Raw genomic sequence first — 25,365 nt, 5'->3', positions numbered from 1 at the left:
TTTCATGGAGCGCAAATATATCGATTGCCGCCAGATTCCGAGCGACAGCAAATGCACCGTGACCATTTCCGCCGACACCGAGCAAGAGCTGATGGAAGTGGCCGTGCAGCACGCCGTGACGACGCACGGCCATCAGGACACGCCGCAATTTCGCCAGCAATTGAAGCAGGCGATGCAGACCGGCGCGCCGCCGCCCTGAACCGTCAGAACACGCTCATCTTGTTGGCCGCTTCGCGCAGCTCGGCGCGAAAGTCCGGATGGGCAATGGCGATCAGCGCCTGCGCGCGCTGCTTGGCCGACTTGCCGCGCAGCTGGGCCACACCGAATTCGGTGACCACGTAGTTGACGTCGTTCTTGCTGGTGGTGGCGTGGGTGCCGGACGTGAGCATGGGTACGATGCGCGAGATGGTGTTGTCCTTGGCCGTCGACGGCAGCACGATGAACGACTTGCCGCCGCGTGAACGGTTGGCCGCGCGCACGAAGTCGACCTGGCCGCCGGTGCCGGAATAGGGCAGGTGCGCGATGCTTTCCGAACCGCACTGGCCCAGCAGGTCTATCTGCAGGCTGGCGTTGATCGACATCAGATTGTCGTTTTGCGCCGCGTTGTACGGGTCGTTGGTAAAGTTTGACGGGTGCATCTCGACGGCCGGGTTGTGATGCATGTACTCGTACAGCTTGCGCGAGCCGAGCGCGAACGTTGCCACCATCTTTCCCGGCAGCAGCGTCTTCTTGCGGTTGGTGATGGCGCCACATTCGACCAGCGTCAGGATGCCGTCGCCGAGCATTTCGGTGTGCACGCCGAGGTCGTGCTTGGCGGTCAGCTGCATCACCACCGCGTCGGGAATGCCGCCGTAGCCGATCTGCAAGGTGGCGCCGTCGTCGATCATGTCGGCCACGTATTTGCCGATCGCCTCCTGCACCGGGCCGATTTTCGGCAGGCCGACTTCGAGGATCGGCGCGTCGCTCTCGACCAGGCCAGTGACCTGCGACACGTGGACGTGGCACTGGCCGTGCGCGAACGGCACGTTGGGATTGACTTCCAGCACCACCACGCGCGCCTTGGCGATCGCCGCCATCGTGTAATCGGTGCCCAGGCTGATGGCGAAGTAGCCCTGGTCGTTCATGCTCGACGCCATCGCGAAGACGACGTCGGCCGGCATGTAACCGCGCTCGATCAGGCCGGGAATCTCGGAAAAATAGTTCGGGATGAAGTCGCCCCAGCCGCCCTGGCACGCCGCGCGCGAGGCGCCGCCGAGAAACAGCGCGGCATGGCGCACGTGCGCTGCCGTATCGCAGTCGAAATAGTCGAACTTGCGCATCGCCAGGATCTGCGCGACCTTGACGTCGTGGAAGCGGCGCCGCTGTTCCGACAGCGCCGTCAGCAAGGTGGGCGGCTCGCCGACGCCGGTCGGCACGATGATCATGTCGCTGTCGCGCAAGAGGTCGAGCGCATCGGCCGCGGCCATCCGCTTTTCCTGATACAACTGGTGTACGGTATGCATGTTGTCTCCTGGTTATGCGGCAATACTAACGCAACCGGCTGACCTGGTGCTGACGCCAAGTGACAGGGTCTGACCCCGGACGTGCCGCCTGCTACGCGAACTTGGCGCGCCGTAACGCTGGTGTCAGGTCTGACATTCGTACATTTCGTTTTTAACGCTGGCTTTTCGCGCGCGCCGAATCGGCCAATAATGATAATGTTGTCTTTATGGATTACCTGAAACCTGTATTGGCGACATTGCTGGTAGCGATGTCGCTAACCACCGCCGGCGCGCGCGCGCAGGAACCGGCTCTGGCGCCCGACACTCCGGCCGCCGGAACGCCGGCCAAGCCGGCCGCCGAGGCGCCTATCAAGCCGGCGCCGCCGCCGAACCGCAAGCCCATCAAGCGCCGCTCGGTGCAGCAGGTGATCGAGCCGACCCCGCCGATCGTCACCGATGGCTACCGTCCGACGCTGACCGTGCGCTCGCCCGCCGCGCTGCCATCGGCTTCGCCGCCGCAGAGCCAGCCGCGCCTGAACAGCTGTGACGCCGGCGGCTGTACCGACACCGGCGGCGCCCGCTACAACAGCGGCGTCGGCAACACCCTGATCGGCCCCCAGGGCCAGCTATGCACCAAGGGCATCGTCGGCGCGCAGTGCTTTTAATGCCGCATTGCCGGTTTTTCCCGGCAAAAGTTCGCTACAATTCCGCTGATTGACGTTCACGTAAACGTTACAAAGAACCCCATAAGGAAAATCATGCAAATTCAAGACAATGTCTTCATCATCACCGGTGGCGCCTCCGGTCTGGGCGCGGCCACCGCGCGCATGATCGTCGGCGCCGGCGGCAAGGTCCTGCTGGCCGATGTCCAGGTCGAGGCCGGCACCGCGCTCGCTGCCGAACTGAACGGCCGCTTCATGAAGTGCGACGTCACTTCCGAGGCCGACGGCCAGGCAGTCGTCGCCGCAGCGCAGGAAATGGGTACCTTGCGCGGCCTGATCAACTGCGCCGGCGTGGCGCCTGCCATCAAGACCGTCGGCAAGGACGGCCCGCACCCGCTCGACGTGTTCCAGCGCACCATCAACGTCAACCTGGTCGGCACCTTCAACATGGCGCGCCTGGCCGCCGACGCGATCGGCAAGACCGAAGCGCTCGATTCCGGCGAGCGCGGCATCATCATCAACACCGCCTCGGTGGCCGCCTACGACGGCCAGATTGGCCAGGCGGCCTACGGCTCCTCGAAAGCGGCCGTGGTCGGCCTGACCTTGCCGATGGCGCGCGACCTGGCCCGCAGCGGCATCCGCGTGATGACCATCGCACCCGGCATCTTCGAGACGCCAATGCTGATGGGCATGCCCGAAGAAGTACGCGAGGCGCTCGGCAAGATGGTACCGTTCCCATCGCGCCTGGGCCGGCCGAACGAGTACGCGCATCTGGCGCGCGCAATCATCGAAAACAGCATGCTCAACGGCGAAACCATCCGCCTCGACGGCGCCATCCGGATGCAGCCAAAGTAAGCCTGGCCCCAGGTACATGTTCATTTTGATGTAGCATGCCTGCAGTCACGGGCGCGCGGCCCAGGTCGCGCGCCCGTTTTGTTTTGGCCGTACTGCTGGAGAATTCATGATCAAGTTCAGGTTGCTGGCCGCCGCGGCCGCGTTGTCGGGCGTGTTCGCCCATGCCGGCGCCCAAGTGGTGCAGGAAGCGCCGCCGAGGGCGCCCGAAATTGCCACCGGCTACGCCGACAAGCCGGGCTGGGCGGCCGCGAAATTCATGGTGGCGGCGGCCAATCCGCTGGCGGTCGAGGCCGGCTACCGCATCCTCAAGAAGGGCGGCAGCGCGATCGACGCCGCCATCGCCACCCAGCTCGTGCTCGGCCTGGTCGAACCGCAATCGTCCGGCATCGGCGGCGGCGCCTTCCTGATGTACTACGACGGCAAGACGATGCAGGCCTACGACGGCCGCGAAACGGCGCCCGCCGCCGCCGACGAACACCTGTTTCAAAATGCCGACGGCAGCGCCGTCTCGCGCCTCACCGGCGTCGTCGGCGGGCGTTCGGTCGGCGTGCCGGGCGTGCTGCGCATGCTCGAAATGGCGCACAAGCAGCACGGCAAGCTGCGTTGGAAAACGCTGTTCGAGCCGGCCATCGAGATGTCGGTGAAAGGCTTTGCCGTCAGCCAGCGCCTCAATGGCCTGCTGACGTGGGACCAGCACCTGCGCAAGGATCCGATCGCGGCCAGGTACTTTTACAGCGCCGACGGCCAGCCTTGGCCGATCGGTCATATCCTGAAAAATCCCGCGCTGGCCGCCACGCTGCGCGCGATTGCCGCCGGCGGCGCCGATGCGTTCTACAAGGGCCCGATCGCGCGCGACATCGCCGCCAAGGTGGCCGGCCATCCGACCAATCCGGGCAAGCTGACCGCGGCGGACATCGCCGGCTACCAGCCGAAGTCGCGCCCGCCGGTGTGCAGCGACTACCGCGCCTGGACCGTGTGCGGCATGCCGCCGCCGTCGTCGGGCGGCATCGCCGTGGCGCAGATTCTCGGCATTCTTGAAACGCGCGACATGTCGCAGTACCCGCTGGTCAACGGCCTGCCGGGGCCCGACGCGCTGCACCTGTTCGCAGAGGCCGGCCGGCTTGCCTACGCCGACCGCAACCGCTACGCCGCCGACACCGACTTCGTGCCGTTGCCTGGGCGCGGCGTGGCCGGCCTGATCGACAAGGATTACCTGGCCAAACGCGCGATGCTGATCGGCGAGAAGTCGATCGGCGTCGCCCAGCCGGGCAATCCGCCGGGGATGGAAGTGACGTGGGGCAGGGATACGGCGATCGACATGCCGTCGACGTCGCACCTGTCGGTGGTCGACGGCCGCGGCGCCGGCCTGGCGATGACGACCACGGTGGAAGACGCCTTCGGCGCCCGCATGATGGTCGGCGGCTTCATCCTGAATAACCAGCTGACCGATTTCTCGTTCGATTCAAGCGACAAGGACGGGCCGATCGCCAACCGCGTCCAGGCCGGCAAGCGCCCGCGCAGCGCGATGTCGCCGACGATCGTGCTCGACAAGGCCACCCGCAAGCTGGCGCTGACGGCCGGTTCGCCCGGCGGCACCGCGATCATCAACTACGTCGCCAAGACGCTGGTCGGCACGCTCGACTGGGGCCTCAATGTGCAGCAGGCGATCGCGCTGCCGAACTTCGGCAGCCGCAACGGCCCGACCGAACTGGAAGACCGCCGCTTCCCGCAGGCGACGGTCGACGCGCTCAAGGCGCGCGGCCACACGATCCGCTTCTCCGAGCAGAACTCCGGCCTGCACGGCATCCAGCGCCTGTCGATTCACGGGCGCGACTTCTGGTTCGGCGGCGCCGACCCGCGCCGCGAAGGGGTCGCCAAGGGCGACTGAGCCGGCAAGTACGCTGACACCGCCAACCTGAAAGCCGTCGCTTTCAGGGCAGGGGTACTAATCGTCGCCGCGGAGGCCGCGCGCCCCATTTGCATAAACCTCAACTTTTACTAGCTGAAGCGGCCCGCTCCCTGCTAATCTTGGCCTATGGGAACAAAAGAGAAAACCGGGCTGATCCTGACCGGGGGAGGCGCGCGCGCCGCCTACCAGGTCGGCGTGCTGCAGGCGATTTCGCAAATTCTGTGGGAACAGGGCTGGCCGCCGGCGAGAAATCCCTTTGACATCATTTGCGGCACCTCCGCCGGCGCGATCAACGCGACCGCGCTGGCCTGCCGCGCCGACAATTTCGGCGAGGGCGTGCAAAAGCTGCTCGACGTCTGGGAGCACTTCTCGGCCGACCAGGTCTACCGCGCCGACTCGATCGGCGTGCTGCGTTCCGGCGCGCGCTGGCTGTCGCTGCTGTCGTTCGGCTGGCTGCTGCGCAAGTGGCGCGCCGCGCCGCCAAGTTCGCTGCTCGACAACACGCCGCTGGCCGGCCTGCTGCACCGCATGCTCGACCTGCCGCGTCTCGACGCCGCGCTGGCCGACGGCCTGCTGCACGCGCTGGCCGTCACCGCCTCGTCGTACACGGTCGGCCACCACATCACCTTCTACCAGAGCGCCGCCCACGTCGAGCCGTGGGTGCGCATGCACCGCATCGCGCTGGCCGACCAGATCGGCGTCGAGCACCTGCTGGCGTCGTCGGCGATCCCGTTCATCTTTCCGGCCGTGCCGCTGTACCTGTCGGGCCGGCTCGAATACTGCGGCGACGGCTCGATGCGCCAGCTCGCGCCCATCTCGCCGGCGATCCACCTGGGCGCGACCCGCGTGCTGGTGGTCGGCGCCGGCCGCATGAACGAGCCGCTGCGCCACGCGCCGCAGTCGGCCCGCTATCCGAGCCTGGCGCAGATCGGCGGCCATGCGCTGTCGTCGATCTTCCTCGACAGCCTGGCGGTCGATATCGAGCGCCTTAACCGCATCAACGCCACCTTGTCGATGATGCCCGAAGAGCACCATGAAAAAACGCGCCTCAAACCGGTCGAGCTGCTGGTGATCGCGCCGTCCGAACGGATCGACGACATCGCCGCGCGCCACATCGCCAGCTTGCCGCGGCCGGTGCGGGCAATGCTGTCGGGGATCGGCGCGACCGAAGCGCGCGGCTCGGCGCTGGCGTCCTACCTGCTGTTCGAATCGAGCTTTACCTGCGAACTGATTCGCCTCGGCGCGCGCGACACCCACGCCCGCCAGGCCGACGTGCTGGCATTTTTCGGAGACTGATGTGAACCTGGCCGTGCTGCGCTTATTCTGCCTGCTGCTGCTGTGCTGCGCGTTCGGCGCCGCGCTGGCGGCGCCGGCGCGCAGCCTGCGCTTCGAGCAGTTCAGCGTCGAGCATGGCCTGGCGCAGGAATCGATCCTGTCGATCGTGCAGGACGCCGACGGCTTCATGTGGCTCGGCAGCCAAAGCGGCCTGTCGCGCTTCGACGGCTACCGCGTCACCACCTACCGCAACGAAGTGGGCAACCCGCGCAGCCTGGTCGACAACTGGGTGCGCGTGATGCACCTCGACCGCGCCGGCCGGCTGTGGATCGGCACCGATGGCGGCCTCGATCGCTTCGACCCGGTCAGCCAGAGTTTTATCCACTACCAGCACAACGAATCGGGCAAGCGCGGCAACGGCAGCCGGCATATCCAGACGATGATCGACGACGGCAAGGACGGCCTGTGGATCGCCACCGGCGACGGCCTGCAGCACTTCGACATGAAGACCGGCACCTTCAAGGTGTGGCACCACGATGCCGCGCTCGCTTCCAGCCTGGCCGACGACCAGGTCAACGCGCTGGCGCTCGACGGGACGGGCCGGCTGTGGGTCGGCACCGCCAAGGGGCTCGACAGCATGGCGCGCGGCGCCAGCACGTTCGAGCACCACGCGCTGCCAGCTGGCGACGCCCAGCTCAATACCGTGCGCTCGCTGATGGTCGACGTCAACCAGGTGCTGTGGATCGGCACCCTGGCCGGCCTCGAACACTGGAAACTGTCGGCCGGTCCGGCCGGGCGCCGCATGATGGGCAAGGCCGAAGGCGTCGGGCGCGGCGAAATCACGGTGCTGTTCCAGGATCCCGATGCGACCATCTGGGCCGGCAGCCGCGACGACGGCCTGTATCGCTGGCTGCCGCAAACGCAGCGCTTTGCGAACTTCCGCCACCAGGCCGGCGACAGCCACAGCCTCGGTGACAACTACGTCTCGTCGCTGTACCGCGACCGCGTCGGCACTTTCTGGGTCGGCACCTGGTATGCCGGCGCCAGCCGGGTCGACCTGGCCAGCGGCGGCTTCGCCCGCATCGTCAAGCTGGCCGGCAGCGTGCCTACACTGTCGGACAACAAGGTGCGCGCGATCGCCGGCGACGGCGCCGGCAAGCTGTGGCTGGCCACCAACGACGGTCTCAATCATCTCGATCCGGCCACCGGCCACTCGGCGGTCTACCGCAACGTCCCGGGCAATCCGGACAGCCTGGCCGATTCGGCCGTCACCGCGGTCGCGCGCGACCGCCGCGGCATGGTGTGGACCGGCGGTCGCTCCGGCAGCCTGTCCGCCCTCGACCCGGCCAGCGGGCGCTTCACCCGCCTCTCGCTGGGCAACGTCAGCCCGGATGGCGAGAACGTGCGCGGCATGCTGGCCGACAGCGCCGACATGCTGTGGATCGCCTCGCGCGCCGGCCTGCACCGGGTCGACCTGGCCAGTCGCCAGGTCAAGACGTTTCGCCATGTGCCGGGCGACAGCAGCAGCCTGGCCGACAACATCGTGCGCCCGATCCTGGAAGACCGCAGCGGCCAGCTGTGGGTCGGCACCTTCAATGGACTCGACCTGCTCGACCGCGCCAGCGGCACGTTCCGCCATTTCCGCCACGACGCGGCCGACCCGGCCAGCATCAGCCACGACGAAGTGCACTGCCTGATGCAGGACCGCCGTGGCGACCTGTGGGTCGGCACCGCCGGAGGCCTCAACAAGATGGTCGTCGGTGCCGGCGGCAGCATCAAGTTCAAGCGCTACACGTCGGCCGACGGCCTGGCCGACGATGCGGTGGCGGCGATACTCGAAGACGACGACGGCAACATCTGGATCAGCTCGACCACCGGCCTGTCGCGCTTCTCGCCGTCGATCGGAAAATGGCGCACCTACAGCGCCGGCGACGGCACCACCGAGGGCGCCTACTTCGACGGCTCGGCGTTCAAAGGGCGCGACGGCTCGCTCTACTTCGGCGGCTTCAACGGCATCACCGGCTTCAATCCGCGCGCCATCAGCGACAACCTGATCGCCCCGCGCGCGGTGATCACCGGCTTCCAGATCTTTAATAAGCCGGTCGCTCAAATCCACCCGGATCTGGTCAAGGGACCGATCGAACACGCTGCCGAGATCACCCTCGGCGCCGACGATTCGGTCTTCTCGCTCGAATTCTCGGCCTTGCATTACGCCGCGCCGCAGCGCAACCGCTTCTCTTACCAGCTGGTCGGCTTCGATGAGAACTGGGTCTTCACCGACGCCACCAAGCGCTTTGCGACCTACACCAATCTCGACCCCGGCAAGTACACCTTCCGCGTCAAGGCGGCCAACAAGGATGGCGTCTGGAGCGGCGCCGGCGCCACGCTGGCGATCACGATCTTGCCGCCGTTCTGGAAAACCTGGTGGTTCCGCACCCTCGTCGCGCTGCTGGTGCTGGGCAGCGCGTTCGGCGCCTTCCGCTTCCGCATGAGCGGACTGCGGCGCCAGAAAGAACTGCTCGAGCGCCAGGTGCGCGCGCGCACCGCCGAAATCGGCCAGCAGAATCACCTGCTCGAGCGCCAGAAGCTCGAGCTCGAACTGCGCCGCGGCGAGGCCGAATCGCAGCGCGCCGAGGCCGAGCAGCGCCGCTTCGACGCCGAACGCCAGAAAGAGGAAGTCGAACTGCAGAAGGAGAACGTCGAACTGGCGCACCGCAACATTTCGATCCTGTCCGAGATCGGCCGCGAAATGACCGCCACGCTCGACATGGAAACCATCATGGGCACGGTCTACCGCCACGTGCACCAGCTGATGGACGCGCGCAGTTTCGGCATTGGCATCTACCGCGAAGACCTCGACCTGATCGAGTTCCCGTTCGCCGTCGACCAGGGCGTGCGCACGCTTCGCTACAGCCGCGCGCTCGACCAGCCGAACCAGCTGGCCGTATGGTGCCTGACGCACCGGCGCGAAGTGTTCATCAACGACTTCGAGGCCGAGTGCGACAACTACGTCAACGCCGGCACGCCCGACGCGATGGCGCTGATGCGGCGCATCGACGGCAGCGCCTTCTCGGTGACGGCGTCGGCGATGTACGTGCCGCTGATCGTCAAGGAGCGCGTGATGGGCGTGCTGTGCGTGCGAAGCGTCGAGAAGAATGCCTACCGCCGCGTGCACCTCGACATGCTGCAAACGCTCGCCGCCCACGCCGCGGTGGCGCTCGACAACGCGCGCGCCTACCGCCAGCTCGAGGAGATGGAAAAGCAGGTGCGCCTCAATACCGCCGAACTGGCGCTGGCCAACCGCGCCTTGCAGGACAACGACGAGCGCCTGCGCCTGGCCAAGCAGCGGGCCGAAGACGCCACGCGCCAGAAGTCCGAATTCCTCGCCAACATGAGCCACGAGATGCGCACCCCGCTGGCCGGCGTGATCGGCATGCTCGGCTTCGCACTGCGCGACCCGCGCCTGCACGACGCCACGCGCGAACAGATCCTGCGCGGTCAGGCCAATGCGCAGTCGCTGCTGGGAATCATCAACGACCTGCTCGACTTTTCCAAGATCGAGGCCGGCAAGCTGACCATCGAGAACATCGATTTCGCGCTCGCCGGCGCCATCGAAAGCGTGGTCGGCCTGTTCGAAGAGCAGGCCGCCGCCCACAGCGTCGACTTCGACCTCGACCTCGCCCAAGACCTGCCGCACTTCGTGGTGGGCGACCCGACTCGCGTGCGCCAGGTGCTGGTCAACCTGGTCGGCAATGCCTTCAAGTTCACCGAACGCGGCGCCGTGCGCCTGCAGGTCGAGCAGATGGCAAAGGATCCACGCCGCCCGCGCATCAACATGGTCCGCTTCTCGGTGCACGACACCGGCATCGGCATCGCCGACGAAGCGCTCGGGCGCCTGTTCCAGAAGTTCGAGCAGGCCGACAGCACCACCACGCGCCGCTACGGCGGCACCGGGCTGGGACTGGCGATCTGCCGCCAGCTCGTCGAGCTGATGGGCGGCACCATCAGCGTCGTCAGCGAAGAGGGCGTCGGCAGCACCTTCTCGTTCGTCCTGCCGCTGGCCGACGGCGTGGCACCGGTGGTGGTGGCGCAGGCGCCGCTGGCGCCGCACAGCCACAGCCTGAAGGTGCTGTGCGCCGAGGACTTCCCGACCAACCAGATCATCGTCCGCATGATGCTCGAAGAACTCGGCCACCAGGTCGACATCGCCGACAATGGCCGCCTGGCGGTCGCCGCCTGCGCGCGCACGCGCTATGACCTGATCCTGATGGACGGGCGCATGCCCGAACTTGACGGCGCCGGCGCCACCCGCGTCATCCGCGCCGGCGGCCCGCCGGAGGCGCCGGTGCAGGACCGCGACATGATGATCATCGCGCTGACCGCCAACGCCAGCGAGGAAGACCGGGCGCGCTACCTGGCCTGCGGCATGGACGATTTCCTGACCAAGCCGATCGATGAGCCGGCGCTGCACGCGCACCTGAGCCGCGCCATCGAACGCCAGCTGCGGCGTGGCATTGTGCTCGCGCCGATGGCGCCGGTGTCGCCGGTGCGCGTGCCCGGCTCGGCCGAACTCGATGCGATGTTCGGCGTGCTGACCGGGCCGACGCCGCTGGCGGTGGCGGTGTCGCAGAACGCCGGACGCCGCACCACCGACCTGAAAGCGAAGATGCGCGCAGCCTTCGCCGGCGACCTGCCGGGGCGGCGCGCTGACCTCGACAAGGCGATCGCGCAAGCGGACAAGGACGCCGCGGCGCGCCTGCTGCACGGCATAAAAGGCAGCGCCGCCTACCTCGACGCCACGGAGCTGCACCTGTTGTGCGGCGAGCTGGAAGTGGCGGCGGACCTGGGCGAATGGGACGTGATCGGCGCCGGGCTGCCGCGCCTGCGCCGGCTGTTCGACGTGTTCGAAGGTGGCGCGACCTGAGGCGGGCAGTGGTTATAATAAATCGGCAGCGTCTGGCCGTAAAAATAGGAGAAGAGCGATGCAGGTTCTTGTGGTGGATGACGATGTCGTATCGCGCATGGTGATGATGCACCTGGTCGACAGCTGCGGTGCGTATGAAGTGGTCGAGGCCGAAGACGGCGAGGATGCATGGACCCAGCTGCGCGCCGGGCTGCGACCGGGAATCTGCTTTTGCGACCTGCGCATGCCGAACCTGTCGGGCATGGAGCTGCTGGCGCGCGTCAAGGCCGATCCCGAACTCGAGGCGATGCGCTTCGTGCTGGCGTCGTCGGCTGGCGACCACGCGACGATGGCCGAAGCAAACGGCCTTGGCGCCGGCGGCTACATCATCAAGCCGTTCGAGCGCGACCAGGTACTGGCGCAGCTGGCCGGCCTGGCCCCGCATGCGGCCGGCCTGGTGGAGGAGGCCGAGGATCCGCGCGTGACCATGGAGCGGCTCGGCATCGACGGCGCGCGCCTGCTGGTGTACCTGGGCGGCTTCGACACCCAGCTGACCGAGGCCAGCCCCGCGCTGGCGGCGCTGCTGGCCGGCGACGGCCAGGGCGAGGCGCGCGCGCGCATCGAGCGGCTGCATGCCGGCTGCGTCACGCTCGGATTAGGCGGCGCCGCCGTGCGGCTCGACGCGCTCGGCCTGGGCCTGCTCGACCAGGCGCGCATCGACCGGGCGCTGACGGCGACGCGCTCGGCCGTGCGCGAGCAGGAGGAACGGGTCCGCAAGATGGCGCCACAGCGCGGCGGGTAATCCAAACGCGGTTCCATACCACGATGGTCTACCGTTTCGACGACGCGCTCAATCGGCGCACGTCGCGTATCGCCAGGTTGGCGCTCGCGTTGTCTCTTCCCATTGTTCATCGTTCTCTCTGCTGACGCTTTGTTCACGTTGCAGCGCGGAACAGTTCTGCACGCATATTGCTGAGCATGTAGGCTACGCCCAGAACGCAAGCGGCCTGGTGTGCGCTTAGATCTGTTTGTAAAGGGGCCTCAATTTGAACATGCAAAAAATCATCGACCCATTCACCGGCATCGATGCCGGCAACTGGCTGATGGCGCTGGCAGTAGCCGTCGTCAGCTTCATCGTCATCCATGGCGCCGTGGCATTGTTCCGCCGCCACCTGAGCCAGCTCGGCGAAGGCGCCAGGGCCGACCGTCCCGCCGCCGAACTGCTGAAGGCAACGCTCGCACGCACCAGCAACATCGCCGTCCTGATCACTTCCTTGCTGATTGGCCTGACCGTGCTCGACCTCGCGCCGCCGTGGGACGAGCGGCTGCGCCACCTGTGGTTCATCGCGCTCGGCGCCCAGCTGGCGCTGTACCTCGACCGCGCCATCACCGTCGCCGCGCGCCGCTATTTCCGCCGTCATGCCGACGACCCCGAAGCGCCGGCGACGGTCGCCCACACGCTCGTGGTATGGGCGATCAAGACCGCGCTGTGGGTCATGTTCGGACTGGCAATGCTGTCGAACCTCGGCATCAACGTTTCCGCCTTCGTGGCCAGCTTGGGGATCGGCGGCATCGCCGTTGCGCTGGCCGCACAGAACATTCTGGGCGACCTGTTCGCGTCGCTGTCAATCGCGGTCGACAAGCCGTTCGAGGTCGGCGACTCGATCAGCGTGGCCGGCCTGTCGGGCAAGGTCGAGCATGTCGGCTTGAAAACCACCCGCATCCGCGCCGACAGCGGCGAGCAGATCGTCATCGGCAATGCCGAGCTGCTGAAGAACACGGTGCGCAATTTCAAGCGCATGTCGAACCGGCGCGTGCAGATTTCGCTGATGGCAAGTCCTGCCACGCCCGCGGCGCTGGCGCGCCAGGTGCCGGACGTGCTGCGCGAGATTGTCGCCCGCCAGCCGGGTGTGCGCTGCGACCGCGTCCACCTTAAAAAAGTGACGCAGGACGCGCTCGAATTTGAACTGGTGTTCTTCGTGCTCGACGCGGCGTACGGAAAGTTCATGGATGCGCAGCAGGCGGTTCTGCTCGAAGCGATGGAGGCGTTCGACGAACTCGGCGTTTCTGGCGGCACGTCTGCACAGCATCTGGTACTCGAGCGGGAAGCAAGCAATGGCGGCGACGCGCGAAAAGAAACGCCAGCGATGAGGCCGACGTCGCTATCGCTGAGCAAGGCGCGCTGATTGGCGCCTGATGACGCTATCTGGGGCTTGCCGGAGCCGCGTTGTGCGTCGGTTGGGCGGCGGCAACCGGCGTGGTGATCCGATGGATCTGGCTAATCGCGACAACGGCGGCAAGCACGATGCCGGTCATGCTGATCACCGTCCCCAACATCCACGTTTTAATACTGGCATGCATCTCGTGCATGTCCCCGCGAAGTTCGTGGAACTTCACTTCCATGCGCAATGCGGTATTCTCGAGTTCGGCTCGGATAGCCGCGGAATCTGCTTTCATGGATATCCGTAACGTATCGATTTCGGCCCGCAATATTTCCACATCCGCTTTGGTTGCCAAAGTCGGCAGGATGGTATCGAAACGCGTCTCGAGGGCAGTCATGCGATGCTCCATGCCGCCATCATAGGGCGGTTCGCCACCGCCCGCAATCGACGCCCCGCTGGATTGTTGAGCGGTCGCGCCGGTTCCATATTGTTCCCCTTTTTCGTCATGGTCGCTGCCCAGGCAACGCAGCACACAGGCTAGCGGCGAATCACAATGTTGGGATGCGCATTCACAAGGGGAGCAAGCTTGCGCTGGCGATGATTGGTTGACTTTTCGCCAATACACGCTATCGTTGCATGAGTTCTTCCGGGGAAAATGAATCCATGCTCGATAACAATGCGTTGGTGGCAGCCGCCACGCCGGTTTTCTTTGCCCTGATCGCCCTCGAACTGTGGGTCGCGCGCCGCCGCCGCGTGCCTGCCTACGCGCTCGCCGACAGCCTGGCGAGCATCGGCTGCGGCGTGTGGACCGTGACGGTGGAGGTATTCACCAAGGCGGCGGCCGTGCTGCTGTTCGCCTTCATCGAACAGCGCTATGCGCTGCTGCATTTCGACGCCGGCAACTGGCTCACGTGGGTGATGTTTTTCGTGCTGCTCGATTTCCTGTATTACTGGGCGCACCGCTGGTCGCACGAGATCAATTTTTTATGGGGTGTGCATTCGCCGCACCATCAGAGCGAGGAATACAATCTCAGCACTGCGCTGCGCCAGGGCGCGTTCCAGGACACGGTCCATATGCCGATCTTCCTGCCGCTGGCGCTGCTGGGCTGCCCGGTGGAAGTATTCATCACCGTGCTCACGTTCAGCAAGTTCTACCAGTTCTGGATCCACACGCGCATGATCGCCAAGGTGCCGCTGATCGAAGGCATTCTCAACACGCCCAGCGCGCACCGCGCCCACCATGCCGTCAACGATATCTACCTCGATCGCAACTATGGCGCGACCCTCATGATCTGGGATCGGCTGTTCGGCACCTGGGTCGACGAAACCGAACCGTGCGTGTATGGCGTGCGCAAGCCCTTTCATAGCTGGAACCCGGTGTGGGCGCAGTTTTCCTGGTTCGCCGATGTGTGGCGCGATGCGGGCCGCGCGCGCCGTCCCGTCGACCGGCTGGCGATCTGGTGGCGCCGCACCGGCTGGCGTCCCGCCGATGTCGTCCAGAGCGATCCACAGGCGCCGTTCGTACTTGCTGACGTCAAGCACTTTAGCGCCACGCGCGGGCGCAAGTGGGCAGTGGCGGCGGTCGCACTGTTCGTGCTCGCCGCGATCCTCAACAACATTTTGCTGACGCAGGTGTCGACGTTGTCGCTGACGTTGAAGATCGCCCTGGCCGCAGGGGTGACGCTGACCTTGGTCGCAATGGCCGCGGCGCTGCAGCCCCGCGCGAAGCAAGGCAAGCAGGCGCAACCCGTGCCGGCGGCAATTAGCACAAGCAGGCGCGAAACGTGATGCTAAGCACGAATAGCTGGCACGCCGGCTGCGCTTGGCGCACCCTTGACTGTGAACATGCGAGCAAATCGGAGCGCGCATCAAACAGCGCAGCGTGGCCGCCAGGCGGATCTGCTTGTTTCGCCTTTACCGACCGCTCTTGTTGATCTATATTGATTCAGCTACCAGCGGAAGGCGGGCATCATGCCATTCTTCGTCACCAATCATGGGCGCCAGCGTCTGGAGCAACGGGGCCTGACCGTCGCCAACGTCAACTGGTGCGTGGCCGGCGGAAACTATTTCGTTCAGGCCAATGGAACTCGACAATGTTCCCGCACTTATGACAACGGCAACAGTTCAATGCACCTGATCGTTGATGGCAACCGGCTCGTATCGGCCTGGATACGCGGCCGCCTCGACCCCGGCCGCTAGCGGCTGCACTCGCCCTAAATTGGGAGGAAAAGACGATGTCGATCGATTCATCCGAGAAAGAAAGCTATCGCGAGATCAGCCGGGGCAAGGTCGCCACGTCGAACCAGCTCGACGATAACGTGATCGCCGACTATGACGCGATGGGAAATGTGGTGGGACTCGAATTTCTCGATCCCGCCGCCGCTGCCGATTGGGAGAAGTTCCTGGCCCTGGCAAATCAGAAGACGCCCGGCGCCTCGAAAGTGCCGAAACCGCCTGCTGGCGGCGTTGCCTCCTGATCGGCGCTTCAACGTCGGCTTAGCACCGGTGCAATCGATATGGCGGCCAGCGCCAGCGCCAGCGGCACCGTCGAAATATAGCCAGCGTAGTTAAAACCGAGCGCGCCGGCGATGCCGCCGATAAGGAATGATGCGATCAGCGTGAGATGGATCCGCAGCTTGTCCAGGTTTGCCTTGACCGCCACCCGCTTATCGCCAGCCTGATAGCGGTTCCAGTAAATCAGCTTGCCGATTTCGATACCCAGGTCGGTCGTCAATCCGGTCAGGTGCGTCGTGCGTATTTCAGCGCGCGATATTTTCGTGATCAGCGCGTTTTGCAGTCCCATCGTGAAGCACAGCGTAATTACCGCCAGCGATACGTCGACCAGTTCGTGTTTCTTGAGCGTGCCGCCGAATGCGCCGAACAGCAGTATCAGGCCCGCCTCGATCAATAGCGGTACGGCGTACAAATTGGGCATTCCAGCGCGCCGCAGATAATTGACCATCAAGGCGGTGGAAGCGGCGCCGCCGACAAACGCAATCCAGGAAGTGGCGGCGACGCCGGCCAGTGCGAAGTTGCGCAGCACGACCTGGTCGGCAAAGGTCGACACCATTCCCGTCATGTGCGATGTGTACTGGCCGATGGCGAGAAAGCCGCCGGCATTCAGCGCGCCCGCCACCAGCGTCAAAATGACGCCGATGTGCAGATCGGCCTGGCCGGTGCGCGGCTTGGCGGTCAACGCTGATAAATACTGTATTGGCATGGCGCTGCCGCCTTTCGACCCGAGCGTATCGGTATGTCGTTGACCTGGCATGTGCGCCCTGTGGTCCCTCCGACTGGAATCGAACCAGTATCCCACGCTTAGGAGGCATGTGCACTATCCATTGTGCTACGGAGAGGACGCTCACCACGCCGGGTGACCGGCGGGCATTTGCAGGACAAGCCTGCAATTCGGCGATCGCGACGGCGCGCGGCCGTCCGGTGTCGTGAATCGAGCGCAATTATAGCCGACCTTTCGGCATCATTTGCGACTAGCCGGCCAACAGTCGGTACAATGCACGCTTCTTTCATTTTTCCGGCCTCGCTTTTCTCCCCGAAAAGCTCTCGTGCCGGGCACTCTGCACTCATATGGCTGTTATTTCTCTATCGTCGGCGCAACTTGCGTTCGGCCACGTCGCGTTGCTCGATCACGCGGAATTTTCCCTTGAACCCACTGAACGCGTCGGCCTGATCGGCCGCAACGGCACCGGCAAATCGTCGCTGTTGAAGACCATTTCGGGCAAGTTCAAGCTCGACGATGGCCTGCTCGTCATGCAGCAGGGCATCAAGATCGCCTATGTGGAGCAGGAGCCGACCTTCGATCCATCGATGTCGGTATTTGACGCGGTGGCCGCCGGCATGGGCGAGCAGGCGGCGTTGCTGGCCGAGTACGAGGAACTGACCGGCCAGTTCGGCCAGGGCGACGACGACGCGCTGATGGACCGCATGCACGACCTGCAGGTCAAGCTCGACGCGACCGACGGCTGGAGCATGCAGAACAAGGTCGACACCACGCTCGACCGCCTGAACCTGGCCGGCGCCTCCCTGATGGGCACCTTGTCGGGCGGCATGCAAAAGCGCGTCGCGCTGGCCGTCGCGCTGGTATCGGCGCCGGACGTGCTGCTGCTCGACGAGCCGACCAACCACCTCGATTTCAAGTCCATCATGTGGCTCGAAAGCCTGCTGCGCGACTTCAAGGGCTCGGTGCTGTTCATCACCCACGATCGCTCCTTCCTCGACAACGTCGCTACCCGCATCATCGAACTCGACCGCGGCAAGCTGCTGTCGTATCCAGGCAACTTCAGCGCCTACCAGACCCGCAAGGCCGAGCAGCTTGAAATCGAAGAGGTCGAAGCGGCCAAGTTCGACAAGTTCCTCGCGCAGGAAGAAGTGTGGATCCGCAAGGGCGTCAAGGCGCGCCGCGTGCGCGACGAAGGCCGCGTGCGCCGCCTCGAAGCGCTGCGCGTGCAGCGCGCCGCCCGCCGCGAGCAGCAGGGCCAGGTCAACCTGACCGTGACCTCGGGCGACCGCTCCGGCAAGATCGTCGCCGACCTCGAGAACGTATCGAAGAGCTACGGCGACAAGGTGATCGTCAGCGATTTCACCGGCACCATCCTGCGCGGCGACAAGGTCGGCCTGATTGGCGCCAACGGCGCCGGCAAGACCACCTTGCTGAAAATGATCCTTGGCGAAGAGGCCGCCGACAGTGGCAAGATCAAGCTCGGCACCAAGCTGCAAGTGGCGTACTTCGACCAGATGCGCGCCCAGCTCAATGAAGAAGACAGCCTGATGGAAACCATTGCGCCAGGCAGCGACTGGGTCGAGATCAACGGCGCCAAGAAGCACGTGATGAGCTACCTGAACGACTTCCTGTTCGCGCCGGAACGGGCGCGCTCGCCCGTCAAGTCGCTCTCCGGCGGCGAGCGCAACCGCCTGCTGCTGGCGCGCCTGTTCGCCAAGCCGGCCAACTGCCTGGTGCTCGACGAGCCGACCAACGACCTCGACATCGACACGCTCGAACTGCTCGAAGAATTGCTGGAAGACTATACCGGCACCGTGTTCCTCGTCAGCCACGACCGCACCTTCCTCGACAACGTCGTCACCCAGGTCATCGTCGCCGAAGGCGAGGGCATGTGGCGCGAATTCGTCGGCGGCTACACCGACTGGGAGCGCGTCAAGTCGCAGGCGCCGGCCGCCAGGCCGGTTGCCGCCGCGGCCAAGGGACCGGCGCCGGCCGCGCCGAAGGAAGCGGCCAAGAAGGTCAAGCTGAGCTACAAGGAGCAGCGCGAACTGGAAGAACTGCCGCTGCTGATCGCCAGCCTGGAAGACGAACAGTCTGCCATCACGCAACAGCTCAACGCCCCCGACTTCTACAAGACCAATCCGGCCGACGCCAAGCGCATCAACGCCCGCTTTGCGGAAATCGATGACTTGCTGATGGTCGCTCTGGAAAAATGGGAATTGATCGAGGCCCGTTCGAAGGGCGAATAAAGTACTGAGTGCCGGGCGCATGCCTGGAAATGGAGAACCATGTCCGAGCATGACGCCCCTGGCCTTGCCGCATCGCGCGGCGGCGCCCCGATGTTAAGTCGCGCCGCCTGGGCGCGCATCCTGCCGTTCCTCACCTACATGCTGTTCATCGGTATCGCCGATGTGCTCGGCCGGCTCGGCTTCAGCGCGGCCGAGCTGCGCTGGCTGTACGCCGTCAAGGTCGGCGCCGTGGTGCTGGTGCTGGCCTATTTCTGGCGCGAATATTCCGAGCTGGCCAGCTGGCGCTTGCCGGCGCGCGCCGCGCTGACGGCCGTCGTTGTCGGCGTCATCGTGCTGGTGCTGTGGGTCAACCTCGGCGCCGGCTGGATGACGATCGGCACGCCGGCCGGCTTTGACCCGACCACCGCCGGGCTCATCGACTGGCCGCTGGTCGCGGTGCGCATCGCCGGCGCCGCGCTGGTCGTTCCCGTGATGGAAGAGTTGTTCTGGCGCTCCTTTCTGATGCGCTGGATCGACGCCTCCGACTTCCAATCTGTTGAGCCATCTCAAGTGAGCGCGAGAAGCGTCATTATCACGTCCGTGCTGTTCGGATTCGAGCATAACCTGTGGCTGGCGGGGATCGTCGCCGGGCTTGCATATATTGCACTATTTATGCGGCATCGCACGATCTGGTCGCCCATCCTGGCCCATGCTGTGACCAACGGTTTGCTCGGGGTTTGGGTGGTGTACACGGGGAGCTGGTCCTATTGGTAGAGGTTCGGTGACCAGCAGTTTGTTCACGTTGACGATGACGAAAAATGCTGAGCCACCTTCCAAACCAAACCAGTTTGCTCTCCCGGCGCCGCACCCGCGTTGGCCGCCTATGCCTGATCGCCGCGCTCTACAGCGCTACCGCCGCCGGCGCGCCTGGCAACGCGCTGCATGTCTATGGGGGACTCGGCTACGGCCATGACGACAACCTGCTGCGCGTGCCCGACGGCGCACCCGCGTTCGACAATCAGTTCGGCGACTCGTGGTACCAGGCCGACGCCGGCCTGCTGTTCGATCACACCTACAGCCGCCAGCGCCTCAGCGGGCACGCCAAGCTGTCGAAGGTCAAGTTCCAGCATTTCAAGCAGCTCGACTACGACGGCAAGGACTTCCAGGCGAAGTGGAACTGGCAGGTCGGCAACCACTGGGAAGGCACGCTCGGCACTTTCTACAACCAGACGCTGGCGCCTTACACCGATTTTCGCAGTGACCGGCGCAACCTGCGCGAGCAGCGCCGCACTTTTTTCGACGGTGCCTGGCGCTTCCATCCCAGCTACCGCGTGCGCGCCGCCGCCGAACGCGAAAAATTCGACTACGAGCTGATCGAACAGCGCTACAACGACCGCACCGAAACGAGCTGGGAGGTCGGCGCCGACTACCTGCCGCCCAGCGGCAGCGAGATCGGGCTGGTGGCGCGCCACGTCAAGGGCAACTATCCGAACCGGCGTCCGTTCGGCCAGCAGGTCATCAACGACGACTACGAGCAGGACGAGATCAAGGCGCGCGTGCTGTGGGTCGCCAGTGGCAGCACCAACGTGCAGGCGCTGGCCGGCTGGGTCAAGCGGCGCCAGCCGGCGCTGGGCGACGACACCAGCGGCTTTCTGGGCCGGGTCAACGCCACCCACAAGCGCAACAGCGTGCTCAGCTACAAGGCCTCGCTGTGGCGCGACTTCGCGCCGATCGAAAGCCCGCTGGTCAGCTACACCCGCAACAACGGCGTCAGCGCCGGCCTCACGTGGGACGCCACCGCCAAGCTCAAGGTCGACGCCAGCGCCGCCTACGAACGGCGCAACTACAACGCCCGCTTGCTGCCGGTCGTCAGCCGCGGCCGCCTGCAGGATTCGCTGCGCACGGCCAGCGTGCGCGCCACCTGGTCGCCGCGCCAGTCGGTGCAGGTCAGCGCGGCGCTGGCGCACCAGGCGCGTTCCGGATCGGCTGCGCTGGGCACGCAACAATTTTCGTCGAACAGCATCCAGGTTAACGTCACGGCGCAGTTCTAAACAGCAAAATGACAGTCAACGACATCCCGCTCATCTCTTTTTTTCAGCGCGTGCTCGATCCGCTGATCATCATGGGCACGCTGTACCTGTCGTCGATGCTGTACCACGAGACCTTCAGCGGCTACTCGCTGGTGCTGATGATCCTGGCGTTCTTCATCTCGTCGGCGGTGTACCAGCACATCGATCCTTACCGCACCTGGCGCAGCGGCCGCATGCTCGCCTATGCGCGCGATACCGTGTTCGGCTGGTGCATCACGATCGCCGTGCTGCTGTTCGTCGGCTCCGCCAGCGGCCTCTACTATTACTACGACGAGCGCGTCATGCTCGCCTGGTTCGTCGCCACGCCGGTCACCATGCTGGTGAGCCACATCCTGGTGCGCCGCGTCTCCGGCGGACCCGACAAGAGAAGCGAAGTGCGCTCGGTGGTCGTTATCGGCGCCAACAACGTCGGCATCAAGTTTGCCGACATCTGCGAGAAGCACCCGAACCTGTTCATGCACATGCGCGGCTTCTTCGACGACCGCACCGACGAGCGCCACCCGCAAGGCCTGCACCATCCGATCCTTGGCAACATGGGCGATATCGCCACCTTCGTGCGCGAACAGAACATCAAGCTGATCTTCATCAGCCAGCCCATTTCGGCGCAGCCGCGCATCCGCAAGCTGCTCGACGAACTGCAGGACACCACCGCCTCGGTCTATTTTCTGCCGGACATCTACATCTTCGACCTGATGCAGGCGCGCTTCGACAACGTCGGCGGCATGCCGGTGGTGGCGATCTGCGAGACGCCGTTCATGGGCCTCAACAGCGCCATCAAGCGCGCCAGCGATATCGTGTTCTCGCTCGCCATCTTGCTGCTGGTGTCGCCGCTGATGCTCGCCACCGCGCTCGCTGTCCGCCTCACTTCGCCCGGGCCGGTGATCTTCCGCCAGCGCCGCTACGGCCTGTACGGCGAGGAAATCATCGTCTACAAGTTTCGCTCGATGAAAGTGGCGGCCGACGACGGCGCCGTTGTGCAGGCGTGCCGCAACGACCAGCGCTTCACCCCGATCGGCGCCTTCCTGCGCCGCAGTTCGCTCGACGAACTGCCGCAGTTCATCAACGTCTTGCAGGGCCGTATGAGCATCGTGGGTCCGCGCCCGCACGCGATCTCGCACAACGAGCAGTACCGCAAGCTGATCAAGGGATACATGCTGCGCCACAAGGTCAAGCCGGGCATCACCGGCTGGGCCCAGGTCAACGGCTTGCGCGGCGAGACCGCCACCCTCGACAAGATGCAAGCCCGCATCCAGTACGACCTCGACTATCTGCGTAGCTGGTCGGTGTGGCTGGACCTGTGGATTATTTTAAGGACGGTCAAGGTTGTGCTGGCACGCGACAACGCGCACTGACCTATTTACTTCGGGATCGGTCAATCATGAAAAAAGCACTCATCACGGGCGTTACCGGACAGGACGGCTCCTACCTCGCCGAGTTCCTGCTGGCCAAGGGCTACGAGGTGCACGGCATCCGCCGCCGCGCGTCGCTGTACAACACCGAGCGGATCGACCATCTGCACCAGGATCCGCACGCGCCGGCGCCAAATTTCTTCCTCCATTACGGCGACCTGACCGACGGCTCCAACCTGACGCGCATCCTGCAGCAGGTGCGCCCCGACGAGGTCTACAACCTCGGCGCCATGAGCCACGTCGCGGTGTCGTTCGAGTCGCCCGAGTACACGGCCGACGTCGACGCCATCGGCACCTTGCGCCTGCTCGAGGGACTGCGCCTGCTCGGCATGCACCGCAGCACGCGCTTCTACCAGGCCTCGACCTCCGAGCTGTACGGCCTGGTGCGCGAAACGCCGCAGCGCGAGAGTACGCCGTTCTATCCGCGCAGTCCGTATGCCGTTGCCAAGCTGTACGCCTACTGGATCACCATCAACTACCGCGAGGCGTACGGCATGTACGCCTGCAACGGCATCCTGTTCAATCACGAGTCGCCACGTCGTGGTGAGACCTTTGTCACGCGCAAGATCACACGCGCGCTGGCCAACATCGCGCAAGGCCTCGAGCGCACCCTCTATCTCGGCAATATCGACGCGTTGCGCGACTGGGGCCACGCACGCGACTACGTCGAGATGCAGTGGCTGATGCTGCAGCAGGACGAGGCTGAAGACTACGTCATCGCCACCGGACGCCAATATTCCGTGCGGCATTTCGTCGAGGTCGCCGCCCGTGAACTCGGCATGCAAATCGCGTGGGAAGGGAGCGGCGTCAATGAACGCGGGCTTATATCTTCTATCATTGATGAGAGGTGCAGTGGCGCAAAGGTCGGGCAGCCGATAGTTGCGATAGATCCACAGTACTTCAGGCCGGCCGAAGTCGAAACACTGCTGGGCGACGCCAGCAAGGCGCGCGAGCAGCTCGGCTGGACGCCGCAAACCAGTTTCGAAGCGATGGTGCAAGAAATGGTCGCGCACGACCTCGACGCCGCGCGCCGCCACAGGCTGCTCGCCTCGCACGGCAACAACGTCGCAATTTCGCTGGAGTGATGCCATGCATACTGCGCAACCCCGCATCTTTGTGGCAGGCCATCGCGGGCTGGTCGGCTCGGCCATCGTGCGCGCCTTGCACGCGCAAGGGCTGACCAACATCGTCACCCGCAGCCGCGCCGAACTCGAGCTCACCGACCAGGCCCAGGTGCGCGCCTTCTTCCAGTCCGAGCACATCGACCAGATCTACCTGGCCGCGGCGCGGGTCGGCGGCATCCACGCCAACAACACCTATCCGGCCGAGTTCATCTACGACAATACGATGGTGCAGGCCAATGTCGTCCACGAGGCGTGGCGCAACGGCGTCCACAAGCTGCTGTTTCTCGGCTCCTCGTGCATCTACCCGCGCCTGGCGGAGCAGCCGATCCGCGAAGAATACCTGATGAACGGCATCCTCGAACCGACCAACGAGCCGTATGCGATGGCCAAGATCGCCGGCATCAAGCTGTGCGAGAGCTACAACCGCCAGTACGGCACCGATTACCGCTGCGTCATGCCGACCAACCTGTACGGCCCTGGCGACAACTACCACCCGCAAAACAGCCACGTCATCCCGGCGCTGATCCGCCGCTTCCACGAAGCGAAGATCGTCGGCGCCGGCGAGGTCGTGATCTGGGGCAGCGGCAAGGCGATGCGCGAATTTTTGTACGTCGACGACATGGCCGCCGCCAGCGTCTACGTGATGCAGCTCGACCCGGCCAGCTATCACGCCAACACCGATCCGATGCATTCGCACTTAAACGTCGGCACCGGCAGCGACACCACCATCGGCGAACTGGCCAGCCTGATCGGCAAGACCGTCGGCTACGACGGCCAGATCGTGTTCGACCCGAGCAAGCCGGACGGCACGCCGCGCAAGCTGCTCGACGTCTCCAAGCTGACCTCGCTCGGCTGGTCCGCGCGCATGCCGCTCGATGTCGGATTACAACACGCATACCGCTCCTTTCTCGACACTAACAAGTTGTATTGACGGCCTTCAAACACGAGCGGTGAACTTTTTATTCGTGCCCACAGCCGAGGAACCTATCTTGAACGACGCCACCCTAACAGACATGAGAACACGAGACCCCCATCACCCCCCCGTCGGCCCGCTGCGCTGCGCCGTCCTGATCCTCGCCGCAGCCGCGCTGGCGGCGTGCGGCAGCAAGCCCAAGGACAGCAAGCCCGGGCAGGCACTCGCCAGCGTCAACGGCGCCGAAATTACCGTGTTGCAGCTCAACGAGGAGTTGCAGCGCGCCGGCGTCGGACCCGCGCAGCAGGAAGCGGCCAGCAAGCAGCTGCTGCAGGCGCTGATCGACCGCCAGCTGCTGCAAAACGCCGCGGCCGCCGAAAAGCTCGACCGCGACCCGAAGGTGATACAGGCAATCGAGCGCGCCAAGGCGCTGATCGTGGCGCAACAATATATGCAGCATCGGATCGGCAACGTGGCGCGGCCCACGCGCGCGGAGGTCGAAGCGTACTTCAACAACAACCCGCAGTTCTTCACCCGCCGTAAGCAGTTCAGCCTGCAGGAACTGGTGATCGCCAGCGCCGACCTGACGCCGCAACTGAAGGCGACGGCCGACACCGCCAAGTCGCTTGACGATATCGCGGCCTGGATGGAAACGAACAAGGTCAAGTTCGGCCGCACGCAAGTCACGCGCAGCACCACCGACCTCAGCCCTGAAATGTCGGCCCGCCTGCTCGGCATGCAAAAAGGCCAGCTGTTCATCGTCAAGGAAGGTGAGCGCAGCCTGATCATTTCAATCGCCGAGGTGCGCGACGCGCCGGTGTCGCTCGACGTCGCAGCCCAGCAGATCGAACAGTTTCTCATCAACAAGCGCAACAAGGAGCGCGCCGCGGCCGAACTGGCGCGCCTGCGCGCCAGTGCCAAGATCGAATACCTGAACAAGTCGATGGCGCTGGACACCACGCCGGCCGCCGAGTCGCCTGCCGGTGCGCCTGCCGTCGTACCTGCCGTCGCGCCGGCGGCGGCGGCCCCCGCCGCGCCGGCGCCGTCGGCGGCGGCGAAGGCGGCGCTAGAACGCGGCGTGGCGGGCCTGAAGTAAGCCGCCGCCTGAACCATTCA

At 65.1% G+C, this 25,365-nt stretch carries 21 protein-coding genes and 1 tRNA gene; 18 read left to right on the top strand and 4 right to left on the bottom strand.

The window, feature by feature from the left end:
• Positions 1–4 precede the first annotated feature (4 nt).
• Positions 5–199: a DUF1059 domain-containing protein gene (locus CR105_RS12910; RefSeq protein ID WP_099788854.1), complete on the top strand. Its 195-nt coding sequence runs from the start codon at positions 5–7 to the stop codon at positions 197–199.
• Between the two features lie 4 nt (positions 200–203).
• On the opposite strand, the gene CR105_RS12905 is transcribed toward CR105_RS12910, so the two are convergent.
• Complete coding sequence (locus CR105_RS12905) at positions 204–1,502, bottom strand: acetyl-CoA hydrolase/transferase family protein (protein ID WP_218968693.1); 1,299 nt, start codon at positions 1,500–1,502, stop codon at positions 204–206.
• 206 nt (positions 1,503–1,708) lie between these two features.
• Between CR105_RS12905 and CR105_RS12900 the strand changes: the two genes are divergently transcribed.
• From CR105_RS12900 to CR105_RS12870, 7 genes are all read left to right on the top strand, one after another.
• The gene (locus CR105_RS12900) at positions 1,709–2,146 is read left to right on the top strand and encodes a hypothetical protein (protein ID WP_143752789.1); all 438 of its coding nucleotides are present in this window, start codon (positions 1,709–1,711) and stop codon (positions 2,144–2,146) included.
• A 93-nt stretch (positions 2,147–2,239) separates the two neighbouring features.
• Positions 2,240–2,998 (top strand): 3-hydroxyacyl-CoA dehydrogenase, encoded by a 759-nt coding sequence (locus CR105_RS12895; protein WP_099788851.1) that lies wholly within the window; start codon positions 2,240–2,242, stop codon positions 2,996–2,998.
• A gap of 106 nt (positions 2,999–3,104) precedes the next feature.
• Positions 3,105–4,886, top strand: a complete 1,782-nt coding sequence (gene ggt, locus CR105_RS12890; protein WP_099788850.1) for a gamma-glutamyltransferase — start codon at positions 3,105–3,107, stop codon at positions 4,884–4,886.
• 147 nt (positions 4,887–5,033) lie between these two features.
• Positions 5,034–6,203, top strand: coding sequence for a patatin-like phospholipase family protein (locus tag CR105_RS12885; protein WP_099788849.1), 1,170 nt, complete (start codon positions 5,034–5,036; stop codon positions 6,201–6,203).
• A 1-nt stretch (position 6,204) separates the two neighbouring features.
• Entirely contained in the window at positions 6,205–11,106 is a 4,902-nt protein-coding gene (locus tag CR105_RS12880) for a two-component regulator propeller domain-containing protein (RefSeq protein ID WP_180288181.1), read from the top strand.
• A gap of 58 nt (positions 11,107–11,164) precedes the next feature.
• Entirely contained in the window at positions 11,165–11,887 is a 723-nt protein-coding gene (locus tag CR105_RS12875; protein ID WP_099788848.1) for a response regulator, read from the top strand.
• A 250-nt stretch (positions 11,888–12,137) separates the two neighbouring features.
• Complete coding sequence (locus CR105_RS12870; RefSeq protein ID WP_099788847.1) at positions 12,138–13,271, top strand: mechanosensitive ion channel family protein; 1,134 nt, start codon at positions 12,138–12,140, stop codon at positions 13,269–13,271.
• Positions 13,272–13,287: 16 nt separating this feature from the next.
• On the opposite strand, the gene CR105_RS12865 is transcribed toward CR105_RS12870, so the two are convergent.
• A complete protein-coding gene (locus tag CR105_RS12865) occupies positions 13,288–13,779 on the bottom strand; it encodes a hypothetical protein (RefSeq protein WP_131021748.1) in 492 nt (163 codons plus the stop codon).
• A gap of 131 nt (positions 13,780–13,910) precedes the next feature.
• On the opposite strand from CR105_RS12865, the gene CR105_RS12860 reads away from it, so the two are divergent.
• The 3 genes from CR105_RS12860 to CR105_RS12855 all read left to right on the top strand — a co-directional run bounded on the left by CR105_RS12860 (position 13,911) and on the right by CR105_RS12855 (position 15,724).
• Positions 13,911–15,035: a sterol desaturase family protein gene (locus CR105_RS12860; RefSeq protein ID WP_180288180.1), complete on the top strand. Its 1,125-nt coding sequence runs from the start codon at positions 13,911–13,913 to the stop codon at positions 15,033–15,035.
• Positions 15,036–15,218: 183 nt separating this feature from the next.
• A complete protein-coding gene (locus tag CR105_RS27790; RefSeq protein ID WP_131021749.1) occupies positions 15,219–15,446 on the top strand; it encodes a hypothetical protein in 228 nt (75 codons plus the stop codon).
• Positions 15,447–15,481: 35 nt separating this feature from the next.
• Entirely contained in the window at positions 15,482–15,724 is a 243-nt protein-coding gene (locus CR105_RS12855) for a DUF2283 domain-containing protein (RefSeq protein WP_099788844.1), read from the top strand.
• Between the two features lie 8 nt (positions 15,725–15,732).
• On the opposite strand, the gene CR105_RS12850 is transcribed toward CR105_RS12855, so the two are convergent.
• Both CR105_RS12850 and CR105_RS12845 read right to left on the bottom strand, forming a co-directional pair.
• Complete coding sequence (locus CR105_RS12850; protein WP_099788843.1) at positions 15,733–16,467, bottom strand: YoaK family protein; 735 nt, start codon at positions 16,465–16,467, stop codon at positions 15,733–15,735.
• Positions 16,468–16,528: 61 nt separating this feature from the next.
• Positions 16,529–16,603, bottom strand: a tRNA-Arg gene (locus CR105_RS12845).
• Between the two features lie 229 nt (positions 16,604–16,832).
• On the opposite strand from CR105_RS12845, the gene CR105_RS12840 reads away from it, so the two are divergent.
• From CR105_RS12840 to CR105_RS12810, 7 genes are all read left to right on the top strand, one after another.
• A complete protein-coding gene (locus CR105_RS12840; RefSeq protein WP_099788842.1) occupies positions 16,833–18,734 on the top strand; it encodes an ATP-binding cassette domain-containing protein in 1,902 nt (633 codons plus the stop codon).
• Between the two features lie 39 nt (positions 18,735–18,773).
• Complete coding sequence (locus CR105_RS12835; protein WP_229413914.1) at positions 18,774–19,487, top strand: CAAX prenyl protease-related protein; 714 nt, start codon at positions 18,774–18,776, stop codon at positions 19,485–19,487.
• Between the two features lie 74 nt (positions 19,488–19,561).
• Complete coding sequence (epsL, locus tag CR105_RS12830; protein ID WP_229413913.1) at positions 19,562–20,764, top strand: XrtB/PEP-CTERM-associated polysaccharide biosynthesis outer membrane protein EpsL; 1,203 nt, start codon at positions 19,562–19,564, stop codon at positions 20,762–20,764.
• An 8-nt stretch (positions 20,765–20,772) separates the two neighbouring features.
• Entirely contained in the window at positions 20,773–22,155 is a 1,383-nt protein-coding gene (locus tag CR105_RS12825; RefSeq protein ID WP_099788841.1) for an undecaprenyl-phosphate glucose phosphotransferase, read from the top strand.
• 26 nt (positions 22,156–22,181) lie between these two features.
• Positions 22,182–23,297, top strand: a complete 1,116-nt coding sequence (gene gmd / locus CR105_RS12820; protein WP_218968692.1) for a GDP-mannose 4,6-dehydratase — start codon at positions 22,182–22,184, stop codon at positions 23,295–23,297.
• Positions 23,298–23,301: 4 nt separating this feature from the next.
• Complete coding sequence (fcl, locus tag CR105_RS12815) at positions 23,302–24,267, top strand: GDP-L-fucose synthase (protein ID WP_099788840.1); 966 nt, start codon at positions 23,302–23,304, stop codon at positions 24,265–24,267.
• A gap of 82 nt (positions 24,268–24,349) precedes the next feature.
• Positions 24,350–25,345 carry an EpsD family peptidyl-prolyl cis-trans isomerase gene (locus tag CR105_RS12810; protein ID WP_099788839.1) on the top strand — a complete coding sequence of 332 codons (996 nt, stop codon included), beginning with the start codon at positions 24,350–24,352 and terminating at the stop codon, positions 25,343–25,345.
• The last annotated feature ends 20 nt before the right edge of the window (positions 25,346–25,365 follow it).

The sequence above is a fragment of the Massilia eurypsychrophila genome (assembly GCF_002760655.1).
Classification (GTDB): Bacteria; Pseudomonadota; Gammaproteobacteria; order Burkholderiales; family Burkholderiaceae_D; genus JAFCUW01.
Note: the sequence above shows the minus strand (reverse complement) of the source record. Positions and strands in the feature narration are given on the sequence as shown.